Raw genomic sequence first — 16,248 nt, 5'->3', positions numbered from 1 at the left:
GCCTGCGCTGCGCTTCGTCACATCTGTTCCGCGAAAATGCGGCCGTGTGATCCTGCGCGACGGCAACAAGATTGCCGATTCGCGGCTTGCTACGCAATAGAATTAAGACAGCATGGGTTACGTTCGCGATGCGGGTGTTGCATCGCAGCAACAAGACCGGCGGGCGAAACATGCGTCACCGGGAGATTGTGCTGACTAGAAAGGTCCGATGCGGACCTGTTCAGGCGTTGAGGGCGAGGATGGCATCCACCTCGACCGCCGCGCCGAGCGGCAGGGTGGGCACGCCGACCGCCGAACGGGCATGGCGGCCCGAATCGCCGAGCAGCGCGACCATCAGTTCCGATGCGCCGTTCGCCACCTTTGGCTGATCGGTGAAGCTGGCGGCGGAATTGACGAACACGCCCAGCTTCACGACGCGGGCGATGCGGCCCAGATCGCCGTCCAGCGCGGCACGCGCCTGGGCGATGATCATCAGGCCGCAGCGCCGGGCCGCTTCCTGACCGAAGTCCAGATCGCGATCCTCACCCAGCCGGCCGGTCATCAGCGCGCCATCGGCGGCGAACGGCAGCTGACCCGACAGGTGCAGCAGGCCGCCCGCGATCACGGCGGGGACATAGGCGGCAACGGGGGCCGCCGGAGCGGGCAGGGTGAGGCCGAGTTCGGCCAGGCGGGCTTCGATGCGCTGCGTCATGGGCGCAGCCACACCATGCCGCCCGCCGCGCGTCAAGCCGGGACGGCGTGCCCCATCGCAAAGCGCGACCGGATCCACGGCAGTGCATCGTCCCAGCGGTCGATCCGCGCATGGGCATGGGGCGCGGGCAGGGTGGTCGAGGCGACGTCGTGACACCCGACAAGGTGCAGCCGGTGGGCCAGCGGCGCGTGTTCGGCGACCGATTGGTGATGCACGGCCAGGTCGTCGACGAACACCGTGACCGGATCGCCATGTTCGCGCATCAGGCGTCGCACGGGATGCCCCTTGCCACCCTGATTGGTTTCGACGCGGTGGAGCAGGCCGTGACGGGCCAGCTGATCGATGCGGCGGTCGCGATGATCGTCGATCAGGTTGGTCAGGATGACGATATCCGCCTCCTTCGCCAGTGCCTGGATAGATTCGATCGCGCCGGGGATCGGCGTCTGGCTGTGGATTTCGGTGGTGAAGAAGCCGCCGAGATAATCCCATGCCTGTTCCTGCGGCACCAGCATCCCGTCCGACCGGCGACGCATGGCGCGACCGAATTCGCTGTTGTGCAGGACGAAATCGATCTGATGCGCGCGATCGAGCCAGTCGGCGAAATGGCGGACCATGTGCAGCAGCACTTCGTCACAATCACAGATCAGCAGCGGTTTCATGCGGATTTCAGGTCCCTGCCCGCGCGGATCAGCGCATCGGGCGATTGGTGGATGGCATCGGCGCAGGCGACCAGATCGGGTTCATGGGCAGCGAGATGATCGATCACCGCGGCCAGCAGCGCGGGGTCGCCGGCCCGTGCCCGCATTGTTTCCGGGTCGAGCCCCGTCAGGTCGACAAACCGTGTGGCCCGGCCCGAATCGCCCAGCACCCAGGCCAGCGCATGAAGCGCGATGATGCTGGAATCGCTGGCAGGATTTGTTTCGGGGGGCAGCATGGCCTATTGCCTGTCCGTCAATGAACCGGGAAGGGGCCCCCGTGACAAAAAGCGTGGTGATTGTCGAGGATAACGAGCTGAACCTGAAGCTGTTCACCGACGTGCTGCGCGCCCATGGCTTTGTCGTCGATCCGGTCAGCGACGGCCGCGACGCGATCGAGCGGCTGAAGGCGGTGATCCCCGACCTGATGGTCACGGACATGCGGCTGGGGACGGTCAACGGGCTTGATCTGATTGCAGAGGTGAAGCGCGACCTTGTCCTGCGTCACATCCCGGTGCTTGCCCTGACCGCCTATTCCGGGCCGGACGAGGAAGACCGCGCGCGGGAGGCGGGGGCCAGCGGCTATCTGTCCAAGCCGGTGTCGATGATGCGGTTCATCGAAGAGGTGCGCGCTCTGGCCGGGTAAGGGGCGGGATGACTCTGCCCGTCCGTCAGCGATCTTCGCCGGACAAGCAAAAACCCGCCCCCGGCTGGCGGGAACGGGCGAATGCCGTCCGGGCGGGGGCCGCGGGTGCGGCCGCCGGGATTACTTGATCTTCGCTTCCTTGAACTCGACATGCTTGCGCACGACGGGATCGTACTTGCGGAAGCTCATCTTTTCCGTCTGATTCCGGGGATTCTTCTTGGTGACATAGAAGAACCCGGTGTCAGCGGTGCTGACAAGCTTGATCTTGACGGTGGTCGGCTTGGCCATGACCGTAATCCCTGTGAGTCTGAATAAAGGAACAGCGGCGCGCACGGGCGGCCGCTGGCAGGGGAGCGCGATTGGCGGATTCGGCGGCCGATGTCAAGGCGCGTGCCCCGTATACCGCGCGTTAACCATGGCCGGGTGATGCTGAACCCCGGGGCAAACCTGCGCAAAAGGGGCGGTGACCATGCAGCAGACGGCCATGACGAGCGGACCGGGCGGCGAGGCGGTGGCCATCGTGCTGACCCGCATCGACGGGATTGCGACGACGCTGGGCAATCGCGCGCCGGGCGAGCTGGCCCGCGCGGTCGAGGCGATCCGGCGAGAGGCGATTGCGCTGGGCCTGCACCCGGCATTGCCGGTCATCCATGCGATCGAGGCGGCGCTGGCCCGCGGCGAACATGGCGCGGGCCTGAATGACTGGATGCTGTTGCTGCGCGATGCGATCGGTTGTGGCCGGGCGGATGCCGAGGCGGAGCAGTTGTTTGCCGCAGCCTGTTCGGTGCGCGCGATTCGCGGGCGATCGTGAACGCCGCCGGATGAGCGGCCTGTTCCCGGCCTTTGCCGCGTTACTGCTGCTGCACCTGACCGACCGGCCGCCGATGCTGGCGGCGCGGCTGGGCGAGCGATTCGGCAACATCCTGAGCGTGCTGGCCGGGCTGGCCGTGGCGCATGGCCTGGCCGCGTTCCTGAGCGCGCTGTTTGCTGGGGCGGTGCAGCCCGCGATGCCGGGCGCGGCGCGCGCCCTGTTGACGGGCATTGCGCTGATCGTCGCGGGGGTCGCCGGCCTGATCCCGATGCGGCGGCTGGATGCGCTGGACCAGTGGCGCACCGGCGGGTTCGTTACCGCGCTGCTGGGCGGGTTCAGCCTGATCTGGGGAGACCGGGCCTATTTCCTGTTGTTCGCGCTGGCCGTGGCAGCGCCGGTACCCTGGGTGGCGGCGGTCGGCGGATGGATCGGCGCGATGGGGGCGGCGTTCATCGCCATGGCCCTGGGCGAACGGGCATGGGACCGGGTGCCGCGCCGCTGGTTGCGCCCGGCGATTGCGATTGCCGCGCTGATTCCCGGCGGCGTGCTGACGGTTCGGGCGCTGCTTCCCTGAACGATCCGACCTGATCGACCCGAGCGATGGGGATGATTGCCGAAAAGTTTTGCGTTTCGGATGGAGCAAATCCGCGCCGGTTTCGTTATAGCGCCGAACCGAGTTTCCAATGCAGGATGGAGGATATCATGGCCGACGTCAGCCCCGCGCTCGACACGCCCACCGATCTGAAGGACAATGCCGCCAAGTCGGTAGCCGACGCGCTGAACGGCATCCTGGCCGACAGCTATGCGCTGTACCTGAAGACCAAGAATTTCCACTGGCATGTCAGCGGCCCGCATTTCCGTGACTATCACCTGATGCTGGACGATCAGGCGACGCAGATCCTGGCGACGACCGACGCGATTGCGGAGCGGGTGCGCAAGACCGGCAACACCACGCTGCGGTCGATCGGCGACATTGCCCGCCGTCAGACGATCAAGGACAATGACAAGGACTTTGTGAAGCCGGAGGACATGCTGGCCGAGCTGCGCGAGGACAACCTTGCGCTGGTCGCGTCGCTGCGCGAGGCGAAGGACATCGTCGACGAGGCCAAGGACAATGCGACCAGCGGCATCCTGGACGACTGGACGGACGAGGCCGAAGAGCGCGCCTGGTTCCTGTTCGAGGCCAGCCGCAAGGGCTGATCCCCGGCAGCCCGGATGGATAGAGAAACGCCCCGTCCGGTCGATCCGGGCGGGGTTTTTCTTTTCGTGCGACCAGCCGTTCGGTGGAACCGTCGGGACGTTCATCCGCTGTTGCTGCGGGGGTACCAACGACGGGAGATTATCATGTTACGCTGGGCCCTGATCTTTTTGATCGCCGGACTTGTCATGGCGCTGCTCGGTTTCGGCGGCATTGGCGGCGCCTTTGTCGAGATTGCCAAGATCCTGTTCTTTGTCGCCATCGCAGTGTTCGCGGTGCTGCTGGTGCTGGGCCTGTTCACCGGCAAGAAGATTGCGGGCGGCTGACGCTATCGCCCCAGGGTGATCAGCCACCAGTCGGGCGGGGCGCCAAAGCGGAGCGGAAGCCCGCTGTTGCCCCAGCCCGCGCCGGCAATCACGGTGCGCGCGCCGTCGCGGATGACGCCGCAGCGATACCGGTCGCCATAGCGCGACGGCACCATGGGCGCCCCGATCAGCGGCAGGACGACCTGACCGCAATGGGTGTGCCCGACCAAGATATGGCGCCATCGCAGCGGCAGGTTCGGCACCACGTCCGGACTGTGCGTCAGGACCAGGGGCACGCCGCCCAGCCGATCGGCCGCGGCAATCGATGCGGGAATGTCGTCATGATGGCTGTATTCGTCATCGATGCCGATCAGCGTCAGCGGCCCGATAGGCGCGGCTTCATTGGACAGCACGGTGACCCCCCGTCGGCGCAGTTCGGCAACCAGCGCGCGCGGCGTGCGCCAGTGATCGTGATTGCCCAGCACGACGAACACGCCGTGCGGCGCACGAAAGGCGGCGATGGCATCCGCAATCGCTGCATCGTCGTACCAGCGCGTTGCCACCAACCGGTCGCCCACCAGATCGCCCGCGATCAGCACCGCGTCGGGCCGCGCGGCATTCACCCGTCCGGCCAGGCGGCGAAGGCGATCGGGCGGCATGTCCGGCCCCTGCACATGGACATCGGACAACAGGGCAACCCGCAGCGGCGGCGCATTGGCCGGCCAGCCGGGCAGCGACAGCCGGGCGGTGCGCGCAACCGGATCGGCAATGCTGTTGATATAGCCCCAGGCGGCAAGCACCGCCCCCAGCACGGCGAGGAACAGGGCAAGGCGGAACAGGCGGCGCAGCATCGCGCCCCTCTAGCGGCGGCGGGGCGGACACGCCATCTGTTCGGATAATGCGCGCCTTTGCCGACCTGATTGACCGGCTGGTCTATACCCGGTCCCGCAACCAGAAATTGCGGCTGATCGCGGAGTATCTGCGCGCCACGCCCGACCCCGATCGCGGATGGGCGCTGGCGGCGCTGACCGGCGAGGTGGATATCAAGGGGGTGAAGCCCGCCGTTGTCCGCGCGCTGATCGAGGAACGGGTCGATCCCGTGCTGTTCCGGATGAGCCGCGATTATGTGGGCGATACGGCCGAGACGGTTGCCCTGATCTGGCCGGCGCGAGGCGGCGATGCGGGCCAGCTGGGCGTGGCGGCGGTGATCGAACGGCTGAACAGCCTGAGCCGGGCGGAGGCACCGGCGGAACTGGCGCGGATGCTGGACGCGCTGGATGCGGACGGCCGCTATGCGCTGCTGAAGCTGGCGACCGGGGGGCTGCGCATCGGGGTGTCGGCGCGGCTGGCCAAAACGGCGTTCGCCCAGGCATTTGGGCTGGACGTCGATCAGGTCGAGGAACTGTGGCACGGCATCGCGCCGCCATACGCCCCGCTGTTCGATTGGGCCGAGGGCCGCGCGCTCGCCCCGCGCGTCGAGGACGTGCCGGTGTTCCGCCCGTTCATGCTGGCCCATCCGCTGGAGGACGGGACGGTCGACCTGACCGACTATGCCGCCGAATGGAAATGGGACGGCATCCGCGTGCAGATCGTCCATGCGGGCGGCGAGACGCGGCTGTACAGCCGGGGCGGCGACGACATCACGGGCAGTTTTCCGGAAGTGGCGGCCGATTTTCGCGTGCCCGGCGCGGTCGATGGCGAATTGATGGTGCGCGGGACCGTGCAGGGCGGCGAGGAGGGCGGCGCGGCCAGTTTCAACGCGCTGCAACAGCGGCTGGGGCGAAAGACGGTGTCGGCCAGGATGCTGGCCGATTATCCGGCGTTCGTCCGCCTGTACGACATCCTGTTCGATGGAAAGGCGGACCTGCGCGAGATGGGCTGGGCCGAGCGGCGCGCCCGGCTGGAGGCGTTCGTGCCGCGCCTGCCCGCCGAACGATTCGACCTGTCGACAGTGATCGATGCGGCGGATTTCGATGCGCTGGCGGAAATCCGCGCGGGTGCGCGCGATGCGGCGATCGAGGGGGTGATGCTGAAACGGCGCGATGCCCCCTATGTCGGCGGGCGGCGGGTCGGCCTGTGGTACAAATGGAAGCGCGATCCGCTGACCGCCGATTGCGTGATGATGTACGCCCAGCGCGGCAACGGCAAACGGTCGAGTTTCTACAGCGATTATACCTTTGGCTGCTGGACCGAGGATGGCGAATTGCTGCCGGTGGGCAAGGCCTATTCGGGGTTTACCGACGAGGAACTCAAATGGCTCGACCGGTTCGTTCGGGCGAATACGGTGAACCGATTTGGTCCGGTGCGCGAGGTGGAAAAGACGCTGGTGCTGGAGGTGGCGTTCGATTCGATCCACGAAAGCAAGCGGCACAAATCCGGCTTGGCGATGCGCTTTCCCCGGATCGCGCGGATCAGGCGGGACAAGCCGGCGGCGGAAGCGGACCGGATCGAGACGCTGCTGCGGATGGTGGGATAAGGGCGGAGTGGAGCGGGTAACGGGAATCGAACCCGTGTATTCAGCTTGGAAGGCTGCTGCACTACCATTGTGCTATACCCGCCCGGCCCATGGGGCAGGCGCGCTATCTAGCGGGCGCGGGCGGGCTAGGCAAGCCGATGTGGCGATCGCGCTGCGCCTACTGGCATTTGCGGTGCTGCCCTTCTAGATAGCCGCCAGCCATGGCCAAGATTCAGACCCCGCAGCGGATACGCGGCACCCAGGATATTTTCGGCGAGGAGCAGCGGCGGTTTGCCGCGGTGCTCGATGCGTTCGATCGCGTGCGCCGGCTGTATTGTTTCCAGCGGGTCGATATTCCCGTGTTCGAGAGCACGGCGGTCTTTGCCCGGTCGCTGGGCGAGACGACGGACGTGGTGTCGAAGGAGATGTACACGTTCGAGGATCGTGGCGGGGATTCGATCACGCTGCGGCCCGAATTCACGGCCGGGATAGCGCGCGCATTCCTGACCGAAGGGTGGCAGCAATATGCGCCGCTGAAGCTGGCCACTAGCGGGCCGGTGTTCCGCTATGAGCGCCCGCAAAAGGGTCGGTTTCGCCAGTTCCATCAGATCGATGCCGAGGTGATCGGCGCGGCCGAGCCGATGGCGGATGTGGAATTGCTGGCGTTCGCGGACCAGTTGCTGCGCGAACTAGGGATCAGCGACGGCGTGACGCTGCAGCTCAACACGCTGGGCGATGCGGCGACGCGCGATGCTTGGCGGGCGGCGCTGGTCGAGCATTTCCAGAGCCATCGCGCCGAGCTGTCCGAGGACAGTCTGGCGCGGCTGGACAAGAACCCGCTGCGCATTCTGGATTCGAAGGATCCGCGCGATCGGCCGATTGCCGATAGCGCGCCGGATATCGACCAATTCCTGACGGCGGAGGCGGCCGATTTCTTTGGCGCGGTGACGGGCGGGCTGGACGCGGCGGGGGTGGCGTGGACGCGCAATGCGCGGCTGGTGCGGGGCCTCGATTATTACCGGCATACCGCGTTCGAATTTGTCACCGACCGGCTGGGGGCACAGGGCACCGTGCTGGCCGGCGGGCGCTATGACGGCCTGATCGAAAGCCTGGGCGGCAACCCCACGCCGGGCGTTGGCTGGGCCGCTGGGGTCGAGCGGCTGGCGATGCTGATCGCTGAGCCTGCCGTGGAGCGGGTCGATGTGGCTGTCATTTCTGACAGTCCAGAACTGGAGCCCGAAGCAAAGCGCCTGGCTGCGTTACTCCGGAACTGCGGTTATTCCGTTTATCAGAGTTACCGAAACGGCAGCAAAAAGCAGGCGGAAGCTGCTCGAAAAGCAAAGGCGACCGGCATAATCTATGTCAGGCCAGGCGATCAGTTGCATATGACGGTTGTCGATCACGATCGCTATTCGCGTGAATGGTGGCTTCGATTGCTAGCTGACATCGGCGATCCCTATGCCGCTATGCACGTGACATCGGATCAAGCATGACCCGCATCCCCGCGGACCGCATTCGCGCGATTGAGGCGCGGCGGGATGAGCTTGCCGCGATGATGGCGACGGGCGATCTGCCCGGCGAGCGGTTCGTTGCGGTGTCCAAGGAATATGCCGAGCTGGAGCCGGTGGCCAATGCCGCCGCCGAGGTGCGCCGCCTGCGTCAGGAGGCGGAATCGCTGGCGCATATGACGCAAGACGGCGACGAGGAACTGCGCGCGATGGCGGCGGAGGAACTGCGCGCCAACAGGCAGGCACTGGAGGGGGCGGAGCATCGGCTGGCCCTGTCCCTGTTGCCGCGCGATGTCGCCGATGAGCGGGCGGCGATGCTGGAAATCCGGGCGGGCACCGGCGGGGACGAGGCGGCTTTGTTCGCCGGCGACCTGATGCGGATGTACGAACGCTATGCCGCCAATCACGGCTGGCGGGTCGAGATGATCTCTGCCAGCCCGTCCGAGGCGGGCGGATACAAGGAAGTCGTCGCCAGCGTGGCGGGGCAGGGCGTGTTCGCCCGGCTGAAGTTCGAAAGCGGCGTCCACCGGGTGCAGCGCGTGCCGACCACCGAAAGCGGCGGGCGCATCCATACCAGCGCAGCGACGGTCGCGGTGCTGCCCGAGGCGCAGGAAGTGGACGTGCAGATCGAGGACAAGGATCTGCGCATCGACATTTATCGTGCGTCCGGCGCGGGCGGCCAGCACGTCAATACGACGGACAGCGCGGTCCGGCTGACCCACATTCCCACGGGCCTGGTCGTCATCCAGCAGGACGAGCGATCGCAGCACAAGAACAAGGCCAAGGCGATGCAGGTGCTGCGCACGCGCCTGTACGAGGCGGAGCGCGAGCGGCTGGCCAGCGAGCGGGCGGGCACGCGCAAGTCGATGGTCGGATCGGGCGACCGGTCGGAGCGGATCCGCACCTATAATTTCCCGCAAGGGCGCGTGACCGATCATCGGATCAACCTGACGTTGCACCGCCTGCCCGAAATTCTGGAGGGCGAGATGGACGAGCTGGTCGGCGCGCTGATCGCGGCGGATCAGGCGGACCGGCTGGCGCAGCTGGACCGGGAGTGACCGTTCGCGCGGCGCTGGCCGCCGCGACGGCGCGGCTGGGGGCGATCAGCGACACGGCGCGGCTGGATGCCGAATTGCTGATGGCGCACGCGCTGGGCGTTTCCAGGTCGGACGTGATGCTGCGGCATCTGGACGAGGCAGCGCCCGATGCGTTCGGCGCGCTGATCGAGCGGCGCATGGCGCTGGAGCCAGTTGCCTATATCACCGGCACGCGGGATTTCTGGACCATCACGCTGGCCGTGGGGCCGGGCGTGCTGATCCCCCGTCCCGATAGCGAGACATTGATCGAGGCGGCGGTCGAGTGGTTTTCCGGCGGGCCGGGGCCGCGCCATATCCTGGACCTGGGCACGGGGCCGGGCACGCTGTTGCTGGCCGCGCTGGCCGAATGGCCGGAGGCGACGGGCATCGGTGTCGATGCGAGCGAAGCGGCGCTGGCGTTTGCGCGGGCCAATGGCGCGCGGATCGCGCCGGATCGCGCGGCGTGGCGGCTGGGCAGCTGGACCGACGGGATCGAGGGGGCGTTCGACCTGATCCTGTGCAACCCCCCCTATATCGGCACGGGCGAGGCGATCGGGGCGGAGGTGCGGGCGCACGAACCGGCAGGCGCGCTGTTCGCGGGGACAGACGGGCTAGACGAGTATCGCCGGATCATTCCCGACCTTCCCCGGCTGCTGGCACCCGGCGGTGCGGCGGTGCTGGAGATCGGGTGGACACAGGGCGATGCCGTGGCGGCGATGATCCGCGATGCCGGGATGACCCCGGCGATGCGGCGCGATCTGGCCGGGCGGCCGCGCGCAATCATCGGCAATTGAAATAGGCGCATAAAGACATATTTCGCTTGGAGAATGGGATGGGACCGGCTAACACCGGCGCCGGGGAAAGCCTTTTCAGCCAAGCTGTTGAAATCAGGGCGTTGCCCATTCCAGTCATGGAAGCTGCTTTTGTCCGGTAGCCATGGCGCGCGGCACACGCGGCGTACCCACGGCGCGCGGCAGCGGGGTTTATGACCTCTCCGGGATCGGGTTTGGATCGGCGGACATTTTAAACAGGACCGAACTATCTTGATGAACAATCGTCAGGCCGGCCGCCGTCGCGGTCGTGGTGGCCAGCGCCCGAATGGCGGCGGCGCGAATCAGGGCAATGGCAGCCGGATCGACAACCGGGCACGCGGCAACGCGGCCCAGCTTCTCGAAAAATACAAGAACCTGGCACGCGATGCGCAGATGCAGGGCGACCGGGTGAACACTGAATATTACCTTCAGTTCGCCGACCATTATTTCCGCGTGCTCAACGAAAACCGTTCGCGGTTCGAGGAGCAGAACCGTCGCCAGCAGGGCGATGCGCAGGACGAGGATGGCGACGAGGACGGTTTCGAGCTGGACGGCGACGAGGCCGAAACCGAGGCGGAAGCCCGGCCGCAGCGCCGCGACGAGCGCCAGCCGCGCGAGGATCGTCCGCAGCGTGAGGCGCGCGGGCCCCGCGAGGATCGCCGCCCGCGTGACGACGGTCAGCCGCGCGAGGATGGCCGGAATGGCTATGCCCGGCCCGACCGCCCGGTCGATGCTGCCGACGCGGACAATGCCGCCGAGGGTGAGGATCGCGGCGCGCGCCGTCGTGGCCGTCGTCCCCGCAACGAAGCGGCCGAGGAAGCCGAGGCGCCTGCCGCGCTGGATGCAGCTGTGCTGCCGCCGTCGATCGGCGTCGTCGATACGGCCGAGGCCGGCGACGAGGGCGAGGCAAAGCCGCGCCGCCGGGGTCGCAAGCCGCGTGCAGAGGCGGGCGATGAAAGCGTCAACGCCGCCTGATCGGCGGACGTCCGAATGAGACAACAGCAAAAGGCTCCGGTCATCGCCGGGGCCTTTTTCTGTATTCGGGATCGCGCAGCGGGCATCGCGCTTTTCGCTTTCGCTTGTCCGGCAATCGATTAGGCTCCTCCCCCGAAGCCATCGGGCAGGGAGAGAGTCGATGCGTATTCTGGGTGTGGCGGCACTGGCGATGGTGCCCGGCGCGGCAATGGCGCAGACCGAACCACCCACGGCGCAGGGCGATGTTTCCATCACCATCTATAACAACAATATCGCGCTGGTTCAGGACCGGCGGCAGCTGACCCTGTCGAACGGGGTCAATCGTCAGGAGTTTCCCGACGTGTCGGCGCAGATCCGGCCGGAAACGGTGACGCTGGGCGTCGATGGCGCGACCATTGTCGAACAGAATTTCGATTACGACCTGCTGACGCCGGACAAGCTGCTCGACAAGTCGGTGGGGCGGACGATCACCGTGGTGAAGCAGAACCCGGCAAGCGGCGTCGAGACGTCGGATACTGTCGAGGTGCTGGCCAATAATGGCGGGACGATCATCCGCTCCGGCGGGCGGATCGAGGTGCTGCCCGAATTTGGCCGTCGCCTGATCTTTCCCAGCCTGCCGCCCAATCTGCGCGCGCGGCCGACCCTGTCCGTGACGCTGAATGCCGAACGGGCGGGGGCGCGGCCCGCGACGCTCGCCTATCTGACCGGCGGCCTGTCGTGGAAGGCGGATTATGTCGCGCTGTTCGATGAGGGCGCGGGCAAGATCGATGTGCAGGGCTGGATCACGCTGGCCAACAACAGCGGCACCACCTATTCCAACGCGCGTACCCTGTTGGTCGCGGGTGCGGTGGGGCAGGGCGGCAATCCGCGGGGCGGTTACCAGCCCCCGCGTCCGCGCCAGGTGCCCGGCAATCAACCCGGAACCCAGAGTGCCGACCGCGAACGGCTGGGCGATTTCTACCTTTATCCGATTGCCGGGCGCACGACGATCGCCAATGCGCAGCAGAAGCAGGTGAGCTTCCTCGACGTATCGGGTGCGGATGCCAGCAAGGGCTATCTGTTCCGCAATGACTGGCTGGGGCGACAGGACGATCCGGTCAGCGCTGACACCATCTTGCGCTTTTCTTCGATGAGTGGCGGGGGCGGGCTGGGCGATGCGCTGCCCGCCGGCACGATCCGCGTCTATATGCGCGATGCCAAGGGCGCGCCCCAGTTCATCGGCGAGAATCAGATCGGGCACCTGCCGATGGGCAGCCGTATCGCGATGAAGACCGGCGAGGCATTCGACGTGAAGGTGCAGCCGATCGTCGAGAAACGCGAGAAGATCACGACCGACGAATGGGAGCGGACCGCACGGTTCCGCATCAACGACAGCAAGGATGGCGAGCGGATCGTGACCGTCGACCGGACGGTCGATCTGTGGCGCACGACCATGCGATACGTCGTCACCAATGCGCGGCCCGCGCCGGTGACGGTGGAGGTCGTTCAATCCGGCCTTGGCGGTTATTATGCCGACACCCGCGTGCCGAGCGAGAGCATCAGGGGCGAGCAGCGGTCGCTGGACGAGCGGGCATGGATGGTGCCGGTGCCCGCCAATGGCGAGACGGTGCTGACTGTCACGTTCGACACGCGTTATTGATCCGGCCGGGCGATGCGCCTGTTCCTTGCCTTGCTGACGGCGCTGGCCGTTTCATGGGCGGCCCTGCCCGCTGCTGCGCAGACGGTGGTGACATCGGAGCGGCCGGATACGGTTGCGGTCACCATCTATCGCGCGCCGGACCGGGATGCGGATGAGGCGATCGATCGCGACTGGCTGCAAGGATATGCGCTGATTACCGAGGAGCGGGTGGTGAATGTGCCCGCGGGCCGGGCGGTGATCCGGTTCGAAGGGGTGGCGAGCGGGATGCTGCCCGAAAGCGCGCTGGTGACCGGCCTGCCTTCCGGGGTGACCGAGAAGAACCTGGATGCCGATCTGCTGTCGCCGCGCAGCCTGTTCGACCGCGCCTATGGCCGGCCGGTGACGCTGCGGCGGACCAACCGCGCCAATGGCCAGGTGAGCGAGGAGCGTGCGATCATCCGGTCCAGCCCCGATGGCGCGGCCATCCTGCAGACGGCAAAGGGGTTCGAGGCGGTGACGTGCGGGCCGCTGGATGACGCGCTGGTCTATGATTCGCTGCCTGCCGGATTGTCGGCGCGGCCGACCCTGTCGGTGGAAACCAACGCGCCGCAGGGCGGGCAGGTGCGGCTGAAGCTGAGCTACCTTGCCTGGGGATTCGACTGGCAGGCCAATTATGTCGTGACGCTGGATCAGACGCGGGCGGGGCGGGCGGAACTGTTCGCCTGGGTCACGCTGGCCAGTCAGGATGTGACGAGTTTCGAGGGTGCGACGACCGCTGTGGTTGCGGGCGAGGTCAACCGGGAGGATGAGGCGGGCTATCCGAGCGAGCCGGACGGAGAACTCGATTTCGAATGCTTCGCCAAACCGCCTCCGCCGCCACCTCCTCCACCCCCGGCACCGCCGCCGCCCGCGATGATGGCGGCGCCAATGGCCATGGTGGCCGAAGACATCGGCAGCATTGTCGTTACCGGTGCGCGTGCCAAGGCCGTGGCGGTAGCGCAGGAGGAACTGGGCGACCTGAAGCTGTATCGCATGCCGTTTCCGACCACGGTGGCCGCCAATGCGCAGAAGCAGGTGGGGATGCTGAACAAGCCCGGTGTGCCGGTGAAGGTCGTGCACACGACGGACATTTTTTCGGGCAATCCCGATGATGTGACCATCGAACTGCGGGCGATGAACAAGGCGAGCGAGGGGCTGGGCGTGCCATTGCCCGCCGGGCCGGTCGCTTTGTTCGAGCCGCAGGATGGCGAGCCGCTGTTGATCGGCGAATCCGCGCTGGCCGACAAGGCGGTGGGCGAGGAGGTGGAGATCGCGGTCGGCGATTCGACTCAGGTGACGGCCGAGGGGGAAGAGATCGGCGACGGCGATGACTGGTCCGAATATCGCGTGACCGTCAGCAACGCCAATCCGTGGCCGGTGCTGTTCGAAGGGCGAATAATCCTGGACGATGGTGAGCGCATTGCGCGCGCGTCCGCCCGGCTGGGCCGGAAGGAGGGGCAGCCGATCTGGACGCCGACGGTGCCGGCAAACGGGCGGGCCGTCCTGACCTATCGCGTGCGCGGGCCGAAGGACTGACGCACGGTCAGTCGTCTTCGATCAGCACTTCCTTTGACACCCGGTCCTCGACACGGGCGTCATGGCCGCTGCCGGACGACAGGAAGACAAGGCCCATCAGCGCCGCGGTCAGCGCGACGGTGCCGAATACGCCGAATGCGACGAAAATCGCCATCAGCAGCGGCAATTCGCCCATCGACCAATAGAGGATGCCCAGCATCACCGCCGCCAGCACGACGGACAGCCCCAGCATCCATGCCATGATCCGCCGATAGCGGCCCCACGCAAAGGCGGCGTAATCCGGATCGTCGAGGCCGTGGTCGGGAATGCTCATGCCCTTTCAATTGGGGCCGATTCATGGGATTCTCAACCCGATAAGAACAGGCAGGAGGGGAAGCCATGACGATTGCCGCGATTTTATCGACCAAGGGCGCCGACGTCGTGTCCATCGCCGCCGATCGCCCGGTCCGCGAGGCGGTGGCATTGCTGGCGACGCGCCGCATCGGATGCGTGCCGGTGATGACGGACGACCGGGTGGCCGGCGTCTTTTCCGAACGCGACGTGATCTATGCCCTGGAACGCGAAGGGGCAGGCGCGCTGGACCGGCCGGTCAGCGCGCTGATGACTGCGCCCGCCATCACGGTTGCGCCGGGCGATGCGGTGATCGCCGCCCTGTCGCTGATGACGCAGCGGCGAATCCGCCACCTGCCGGTGGTGGAGGACGGGGCGCTGATCGGATTTGTGTCGATCGGCGACCTCGTCAAATTCCGCATCGACCGCATCGAGCAGGAGGCCGATGCCCTGCGCAGCTATATCCAGCAGTCCTGAGCTGGGTCAGGTAGCGGCCCGGGCCTTGCGGTTGAGCACCAGCGTGATCGCATCGTTCAGCGTCGGCCGGGCGAACAGCATCAGCCAGACGGCATAGGCGGCGGCGCCCGACGCGACGAGCAGGATGAGGCGCGGCACGCTGTCCCCGATCATCGTCATCCGGTCGATCAGCGTCACGATCCCGGCCATGGCGATCGCGGCGAGCATCGGCGGGGCGGCAGCGGCGGCCAGCGCGCGGGGCGACAGGCCGATGACCGGCAGCGAGCGGCGCGCGCACCACGCCAGATAGAGCGGATGCGCCACCAGCCAGCTTGCCGCCAGACCGGCCACCCCGAACTGAATGCCGACAAGGAAGCAGACCGGAAAGAGCAGGGCGGCGAGTGCGCCGTTGCCGACGCTGATATCCGGGCGGCCCATGGCATCGGTGGCGGGAGAGAAGAGGACCTGCACCGTCATGAACGGCATGGCAAAGACGATGATTCGGATGACGTCCGCCGCCGCCAGCCATTTGTCGCCCAGAATGACCGCCACCAGCGGATCGGCAACCGCGAACAGGCCCATATAGAAGGGCGCACCGATCAGCAGGATCAGCCGCACCGACCGGGCAAAGCCGCCGGCCACCGCCGCGCGATCCTCCTGGATCCGGGCATAGGCGGAAAAGGCGACCTCATTCAGCGGCGGCACGAATTTGCTGACGAAGATCTGGGTGAGGAACAGGCTGGTGGTATAGATGCCCAGCGCGTGCGGATCGAGCACGCGGCCGGCAATGACGACATCTGCCTGGCTTTGCAGGAACCAGAAGAATTGGCTGGTCGCGATTAGCGCGCCGTAACGGGCCATCGCCCCGGACCCGGAAAAGCGGAAGCTGGGGCGCACCCATTGATTGGCCGCGATCATGCTGATCGTTGCATGGGTGCCGAACAAGGCGATCGGCGCCGCGATCAGGGTCCAGATGCCCCAGCCGGACAGGGCGCAGGTCAGCGCAGTACCGGCACCGGCAATAGCGGACGCCAGATTGGCCGCCGCCTGACCGCGAAAGTCCATCCGCCGGCACAGCACCGCATGACCATAGGCAC

The 16,248-nt window shown here is 66.8% G+C and carries 20 protein-coding genes and 1 tRNA gene (1 of these 21 only partly in view); 13 read left to right on the top strand and 8 right to left on the bottom strand.

Annotation, left to right across the window (positions count from 1 at the left end; translation table 11 throughout):
• Nucleotides 1–220: 220 nt before the first annotated feature.
• The 3 genes from NYR55_RS07475 to NYR55_RS07465 are packed head-to-tail and all read right to left on the bottom strand — an operon-like array spanning nucleotide 221 to nucleotide 1,625.
• A complete protein-coding gene (locus tag NYR55_RS07475) occupies nucleotides 221–691 on the bottom strand; it encodes a RidA family protein (RefSeq protein ID WP_260020568.1) in 471 nt (156 codons plus the stop codon).
• 32 nt (nucleotides 692–723) lie between these two features.
• Nucleotides 724–1,350, bottom strand: a complete 627-nt coding sequence (locus NYR55_RS07470) for an HAD family hydrolase (protein WP_260020567.1) — start codon at nucleotides 1,348–1,350, stop codon at nucleotides 724–726.
• Nucleotides 1,347–1,625, bottom strand: a complete 279-nt coding sequence (locus NYR55_RS07465) for a DUF3572 domain-containing protein (protein ID WP_260020566.1) — start codon at nucleotides 1,623–1,625, stop codon at nucleotides 1,347–1,349. The genes NYR55_RS07470 and NYR55_RS07465 overlap by 4 nt, the downstream gene beginning before the upstream one ends.
• A 41-nt stretch (nucleotides 1,626–1,666) precedes the next feature.
• Here NYR55_RS07465 and NYR55_RS07460 point away from each other — a divergent pair, with 41 nt between their 5' ends.
• The gene (locus NYR55_RS07460) at nucleotides 1,667–2,032 is read left to right on the top strand and encodes a response regulator (RefSeq protein ID WP_260020565.1); all 366 of its coding nucleotides are present in this window, start codon (nucleotides 1,667–1,669) and stop codon (nucleotides 2,030–2,032) included.
• A 120-nt stretch (nucleotides 2,033–2,152) separates the two neighbouring features.
• Here the strand turns inward: NYR55_RS07460 and rpmG are convergent, their stop codons facing one another.
• Nucleotides 2,153–2,320: a 50S ribosomal protein L33 gene (rpmG, locus tag NYR55_RS07455; protein ID WP_066483558.1), complete on the bottom strand. Its 168-nt coding sequence runs from the start codon at nucleotides 2,318–2,320 to the stop codon at nucleotides 2,153–2,155.
• A 181-nt stretch (nucleotides 2,321–2,501) separates the two neighbouring features.
• Between rpmG and NYR55_RS07450 the strand changes: the two genes are divergently transcribed.
• From NYR55_RS07450 to NYR55_RS07435, 4 genes are all read left to right on the top strand, one after another.
• Nucleotides 2,502–2,843, top strand: a complete 342-nt coding sequence (locus NYR55_RS07450) for a hypothetical protein (protein ID WP_260020563.1) — start codon at nucleotides 2,502–2,504, stop codon at nucleotides 2,841–2,843.
• Nucleotides 2,844–2,853: 10 nt separating this feature from the next.
• On the top strand, nucleotides 2,854–3,417 hold the full coding sequence (locus NYR55_RS07445; protein WP_260020561.1) for a hypothetical protein: 564 nt from the start codon (nucleotides 2,854–2,856) through the stop codon (nucleotides 3,415–3,417).
• Between the two features lie 128 nt (nucleotides 3,418–3,545).
• The gene (locus NYR55_RS07440; protein ID WP_260020560.1) at nucleotides 3,546–4,043 is read left to right on the top strand and encodes a DNA starvation/stationary phase protection protein; all 498 of its coding nucleotides are present in this window, start codon (nucleotides 3,546–3,548) and stop codon (nucleotides 4,041–4,043) included.
• A gap of 144 nt (nucleotides 4,044–4,187) precedes the next feature.
• Nucleotides 4,188–4,367, top strand: coding sequence for a DUF1328 domain-containing protein (locus NYR55_RS07435; protein WP_260020559.1), 180 nt, complete (start codon nucleotides 4,188–4,190; stop codon nucleotides 4,365–4,367).
• Between the two features lie 2 nt (nucleotides 4,368–4,369).
• On the opposite strand, the gene NYR55_RS07430 is transcribed toward NYR55_RS07435, so the two are convergent.
• Nucleotides 4,370–5,197 (bottom strand): metallophosphoesterase, encoded by an 828-nt coding sequence (locus tag NYR55_RS07430; RefSeq protein ID WP_260020558.1) that lies wholly within the window; start codon nucleotides 5,195–5,197, stop codon nucleotides 4,370–4,372.
• A gap of 47 nt (nucleotides 5,198–5,244) precedes the next feature.
• Between NYR55_RS07430 and NYR55_RS07425 the strand changes: the two genes are divergently transcribed.
• A complete protein-coding gene (locus NYR55_RS07425; protein ID WP_260020557.1) occupies nucleotides 5,245–6,822 on the top strand; it encodes a cisplatin damage response ATP-dependent DNA ligase in 1,578 nt (525 codons plus the stop codon).
• A gap of 8 nt (nucleotides 6,823–6,830) precedes the next feature.
• On the opposite strand, the gene NYR55_RS07420 is transcribed toward NYR55_RS07425, so the two are convergent.
• Nucleotides 6,831–6,904 (bottom strand) — tRNA-Gly (locus NYR55_RS07420).
• Between the two features lie 118 nt (nucleotides 6,905–7,022).
• Here NYR55_RS07420 and hisS point away from each other — a divergent pair.
• The 6 genes from hisS (at nucleotide 7,023) to NYR55_RS07390 (ending at nucleotide 14,365) form a co-directional block, all read left to right on the top strand.
• Nucleotides 7,023–8,294 (top strand): histidine--tRNA ligase, encoded by a 1,272-nt coding sequence (gene hisS / locus NYR55_RS07415; protein ID WP_260020556.1) that lies wholly within the window; start codon nucleotides 7,023–7,025, stop codon nucleotides 8,292–8,294.
• The gene (gene prfA, locus NYR55_RS07410; protein WP_260020555.1) at nucleotides 8,291–9,367 is read left to right on the top strand and encodes a peptide chain release factor 1; all 1,077 of its coding nucleotides are present in this window, start codon (nucleotides 8,291–8,293) and stop codon (nucleotides 9,365–9,367) included. Before hisS ends, prfA begins: the two co-directional genes overlap by 4 nt.
• Nucleotides 9,364–10,179, top strand: a complete 816-nt coding sequence (gene prmC, locus NYR55_RS07405) for a peptide chain release factor N(5)-glutamine methyltransferase (RefSeq protein ID WP_260020554.1) — start codon at nucleotides 9,364–9,366, stop codon at nucleotides 10,177–10,179. Before prfA ends, prmC begins: the two co-directional genes overlap by 4 nt.
• Nucleotides 10,180–10,428: 249 nt before the next feature.
• Nucleotides 10,429–11,172, top strand: a complete 744-nt coding sequence (locus tag NYR55_RS07400) for a DUF4167 domain-containing protein (protein WP_260020553.1) — start codon at nucleotides 10,429–10,431, stop codon at nucleotides 11,170–11,172.
• 160 nt (nucleotides 11,173–11,332) lie between these two features.
• A complete protein-coding gene (locus tag NYR55_RS07395; RefSeq protein ID WP_260020551.1) occupies nucleotides 11,333–12,811 on the top strand; it encodes a DUF4139 domain-containing protein in 1,479 nt (492 codons plus the stop codon).
• 12 nt (nucleotides 12,812–12,823) lie between these two features.
• Nucleotides 12,824–14,365 carry a hypothetical protein gene (locus NYR55_RS07390; RefSeq protein WP_260020550.1) on the top strand — a complete coding sequence of 514 codons (1,542 nt, stop codon included), beginning with the start codon at nucleotides 12,824–12,826 and terminating at the stop codon, nucleotides 14,363–14,365.
• 7 nt (nucleotides 14,366–14,372) lie between these two features.
• Here the strand turns inward: NYR55_RS07390 and NYR55_RS07385 are convergent, their stop codons facing one another.
• Complete coding sequence (locus tag NYR55_RS07385; RefSeq protein ID WP_260020549.1) at nucleotides 14,373–14,678, bottom strand: hypothetical protein; 306 nt, start codon at nucleotides 14,676–14,678, stop codon at nucleotides 14,373–14,375.
• Between the two features lie 65 nt (nucleotides 14,679–14,743).
• Here NYR55_RS07385 and NYR55_RS07380 point away from each other — a divergent pair, with 65 nt between their 5' ends.
• The gene (locus tag NYR55_RS07380) at nucleotides 14,744–15,172 is read left to right on the top strand and encodes a CBS domain-containing protein (RefSeq protein ID WP_260020548.1); all 429 of its coding nucleotides are present in this window, start codon (nucleotides 14,744–14,746) and stop codon (nucleotides 15,170–15,172) included.
• Nucleotides 15,173–15,178: 6 nt separating this feature from the next.
• Here the strand turns inward: NYR55_RS07380 and NYR55_RS07375 are convergent, their stop codons facing one another.
• Nucleotides 15,179–16,248: the 3' portion of a lipopolysaccharide biosynthesis protein gene (locus NYR55_RS07375; protein WP_260020547.1), read on the bottom strand. 418 nt of this gene lie beyond the right edge of the window; the window shows 1,070 of its 1,488 coding nt (coding positions 419–1,488); its start codon lies off the right edge, out of view — the gene reads right to left on this strand; its stop codon occupies nucleotides 15,179–15,181.

Origin of the sequence: Sphingomonas sp. BGYR3, from assembly GCF_025153455.1 — a bacterium.
Lineage (GTDB): Bacteria > Pseudomonadota > Alphaproteobacteria > Sphingomonadales > Sphingomonadaceae > Sphingomonas.
The sequence above is the reverse complement of the archived record's forward strand: the minus strand, read 5'-3'. Positions and strand labels throughout refer to the sequence as shown.

Excerpts from the sequence above, each read along its gene's own strand:
- NYR55_RS07380 (WP_260020548.1), top strand. The coding sequence starts at position 14,744 with ATGACGATTGCCGCGATTTTATCGACCAAGGGCGCCGACGTCGTGTCC.
- NYR55_RS07465 (WP_260020566.1), bottom strand. The coding sequence starts at position 1,625 with ATGCTGCCCCCCGAAACAAATCCTGCCAGCGATTCCAGCATCATCGCG.
- NYR55_RS07440 (WP_260020560.1), top strand. The coding sequence starts at position 3,546 with ATGGCCGACGTCAGCCCCGCGCTCGACACGCCCACCGATCTGAAGGAC.
- NYR55_RS07475 (WP_260020568.1), bottom strand. The coding sequence starts at position 691 with ATGACGCAGCGCATCGAAGCCCGCCTGGCCGAACTCGGCCTCACCCTG.
- NYR55_RS07425 (WP_260020557.1), top strand. The coding sequence starts at position 5,245 with ATGCGCGCCTTTGCCGACCTGATTGACCGGCTGGTCTATACCCGGTCC.
- NYR55_RS07430 (WP_260020558.1), bottom strand. The coding sequence starts at position 5,197 with ATGCTGCGCCGCCTGTTCCGCCTTGCCCTGTTCCTCGCCGTGCTGGGG.
- NYR55_RS07435 (WP_260020559.1), top strand. The coding sequence starts at position 4,188 with ATGTTACGCTGGGCCCTGATCTTTTTGATCGCCGGACTTGTCATGGCG.
- prfA (WP_260020555.1), top strand. The coding sequence starts at position 8,291 with ATGACCCGCATCCCCGCGGACCGCATTCGCGCGATTGAGGCGCGGCGG.
- NYR55_RS07470 (WP_260020567.1), bottom strand. The coding sequence starts at position 1,350 with ATGAAACCGCTGCTGATCTGTGATTGTGACGAAGTGCTGCTGCACATG.
- rpmG (WP_066483558.1), bottom strand. The coding sequence starts at position 2,320 with ATGGCCAAGCCGACCACCGTCAAGATCAAGCTTGTCAGCACCGCTGAC.
- NYR55_RS07395 (WP_260020551.1), top strand. The coding sequence starts at position 11,333 with ATGCGTATTCTGGGTGTGGCGGCACTGGCGATGGTGCCCGGCGCGGCA.
- hisS (WP_260020556.1), top strand. The coding sequence starts at position 7,023 with ATGGCCAAGATTCAGACCCCGCAGCGGATACGCGGCACCCAGGATATT.
- NYR55_RS07450 (WP_260020563.1), top strand. The coding sequence starts at position 2,502 with ATGCAGCAGACGGCCATGACGAGCGGACCGGGCGGCGAGGCGGTGGCC.
- NYR55_RS07390 (WP_260020550.1), top strand. The coding sequence starts at position 12,824 with ATGCGCCTGTTCCTTGCCTTGCTGACGGCGCTGGCCGTTTCATGGGCG.
- NYR55_RS07385 (WP_260020549.1), bottom strand. The coding sequence starts at position 14,678 with ATGAGCATTCCCGACCACGGCCTCGACGATCCGGATTACGCCGCCTTT.
- NYR55_RS07445 (WP_260020561.1), top strand. The coding sequence starts at position 2,854 with ATGAGCGGCCTGTTCCCGGCCTTTGCCGCGTTACTGCTGCTGCACCTG.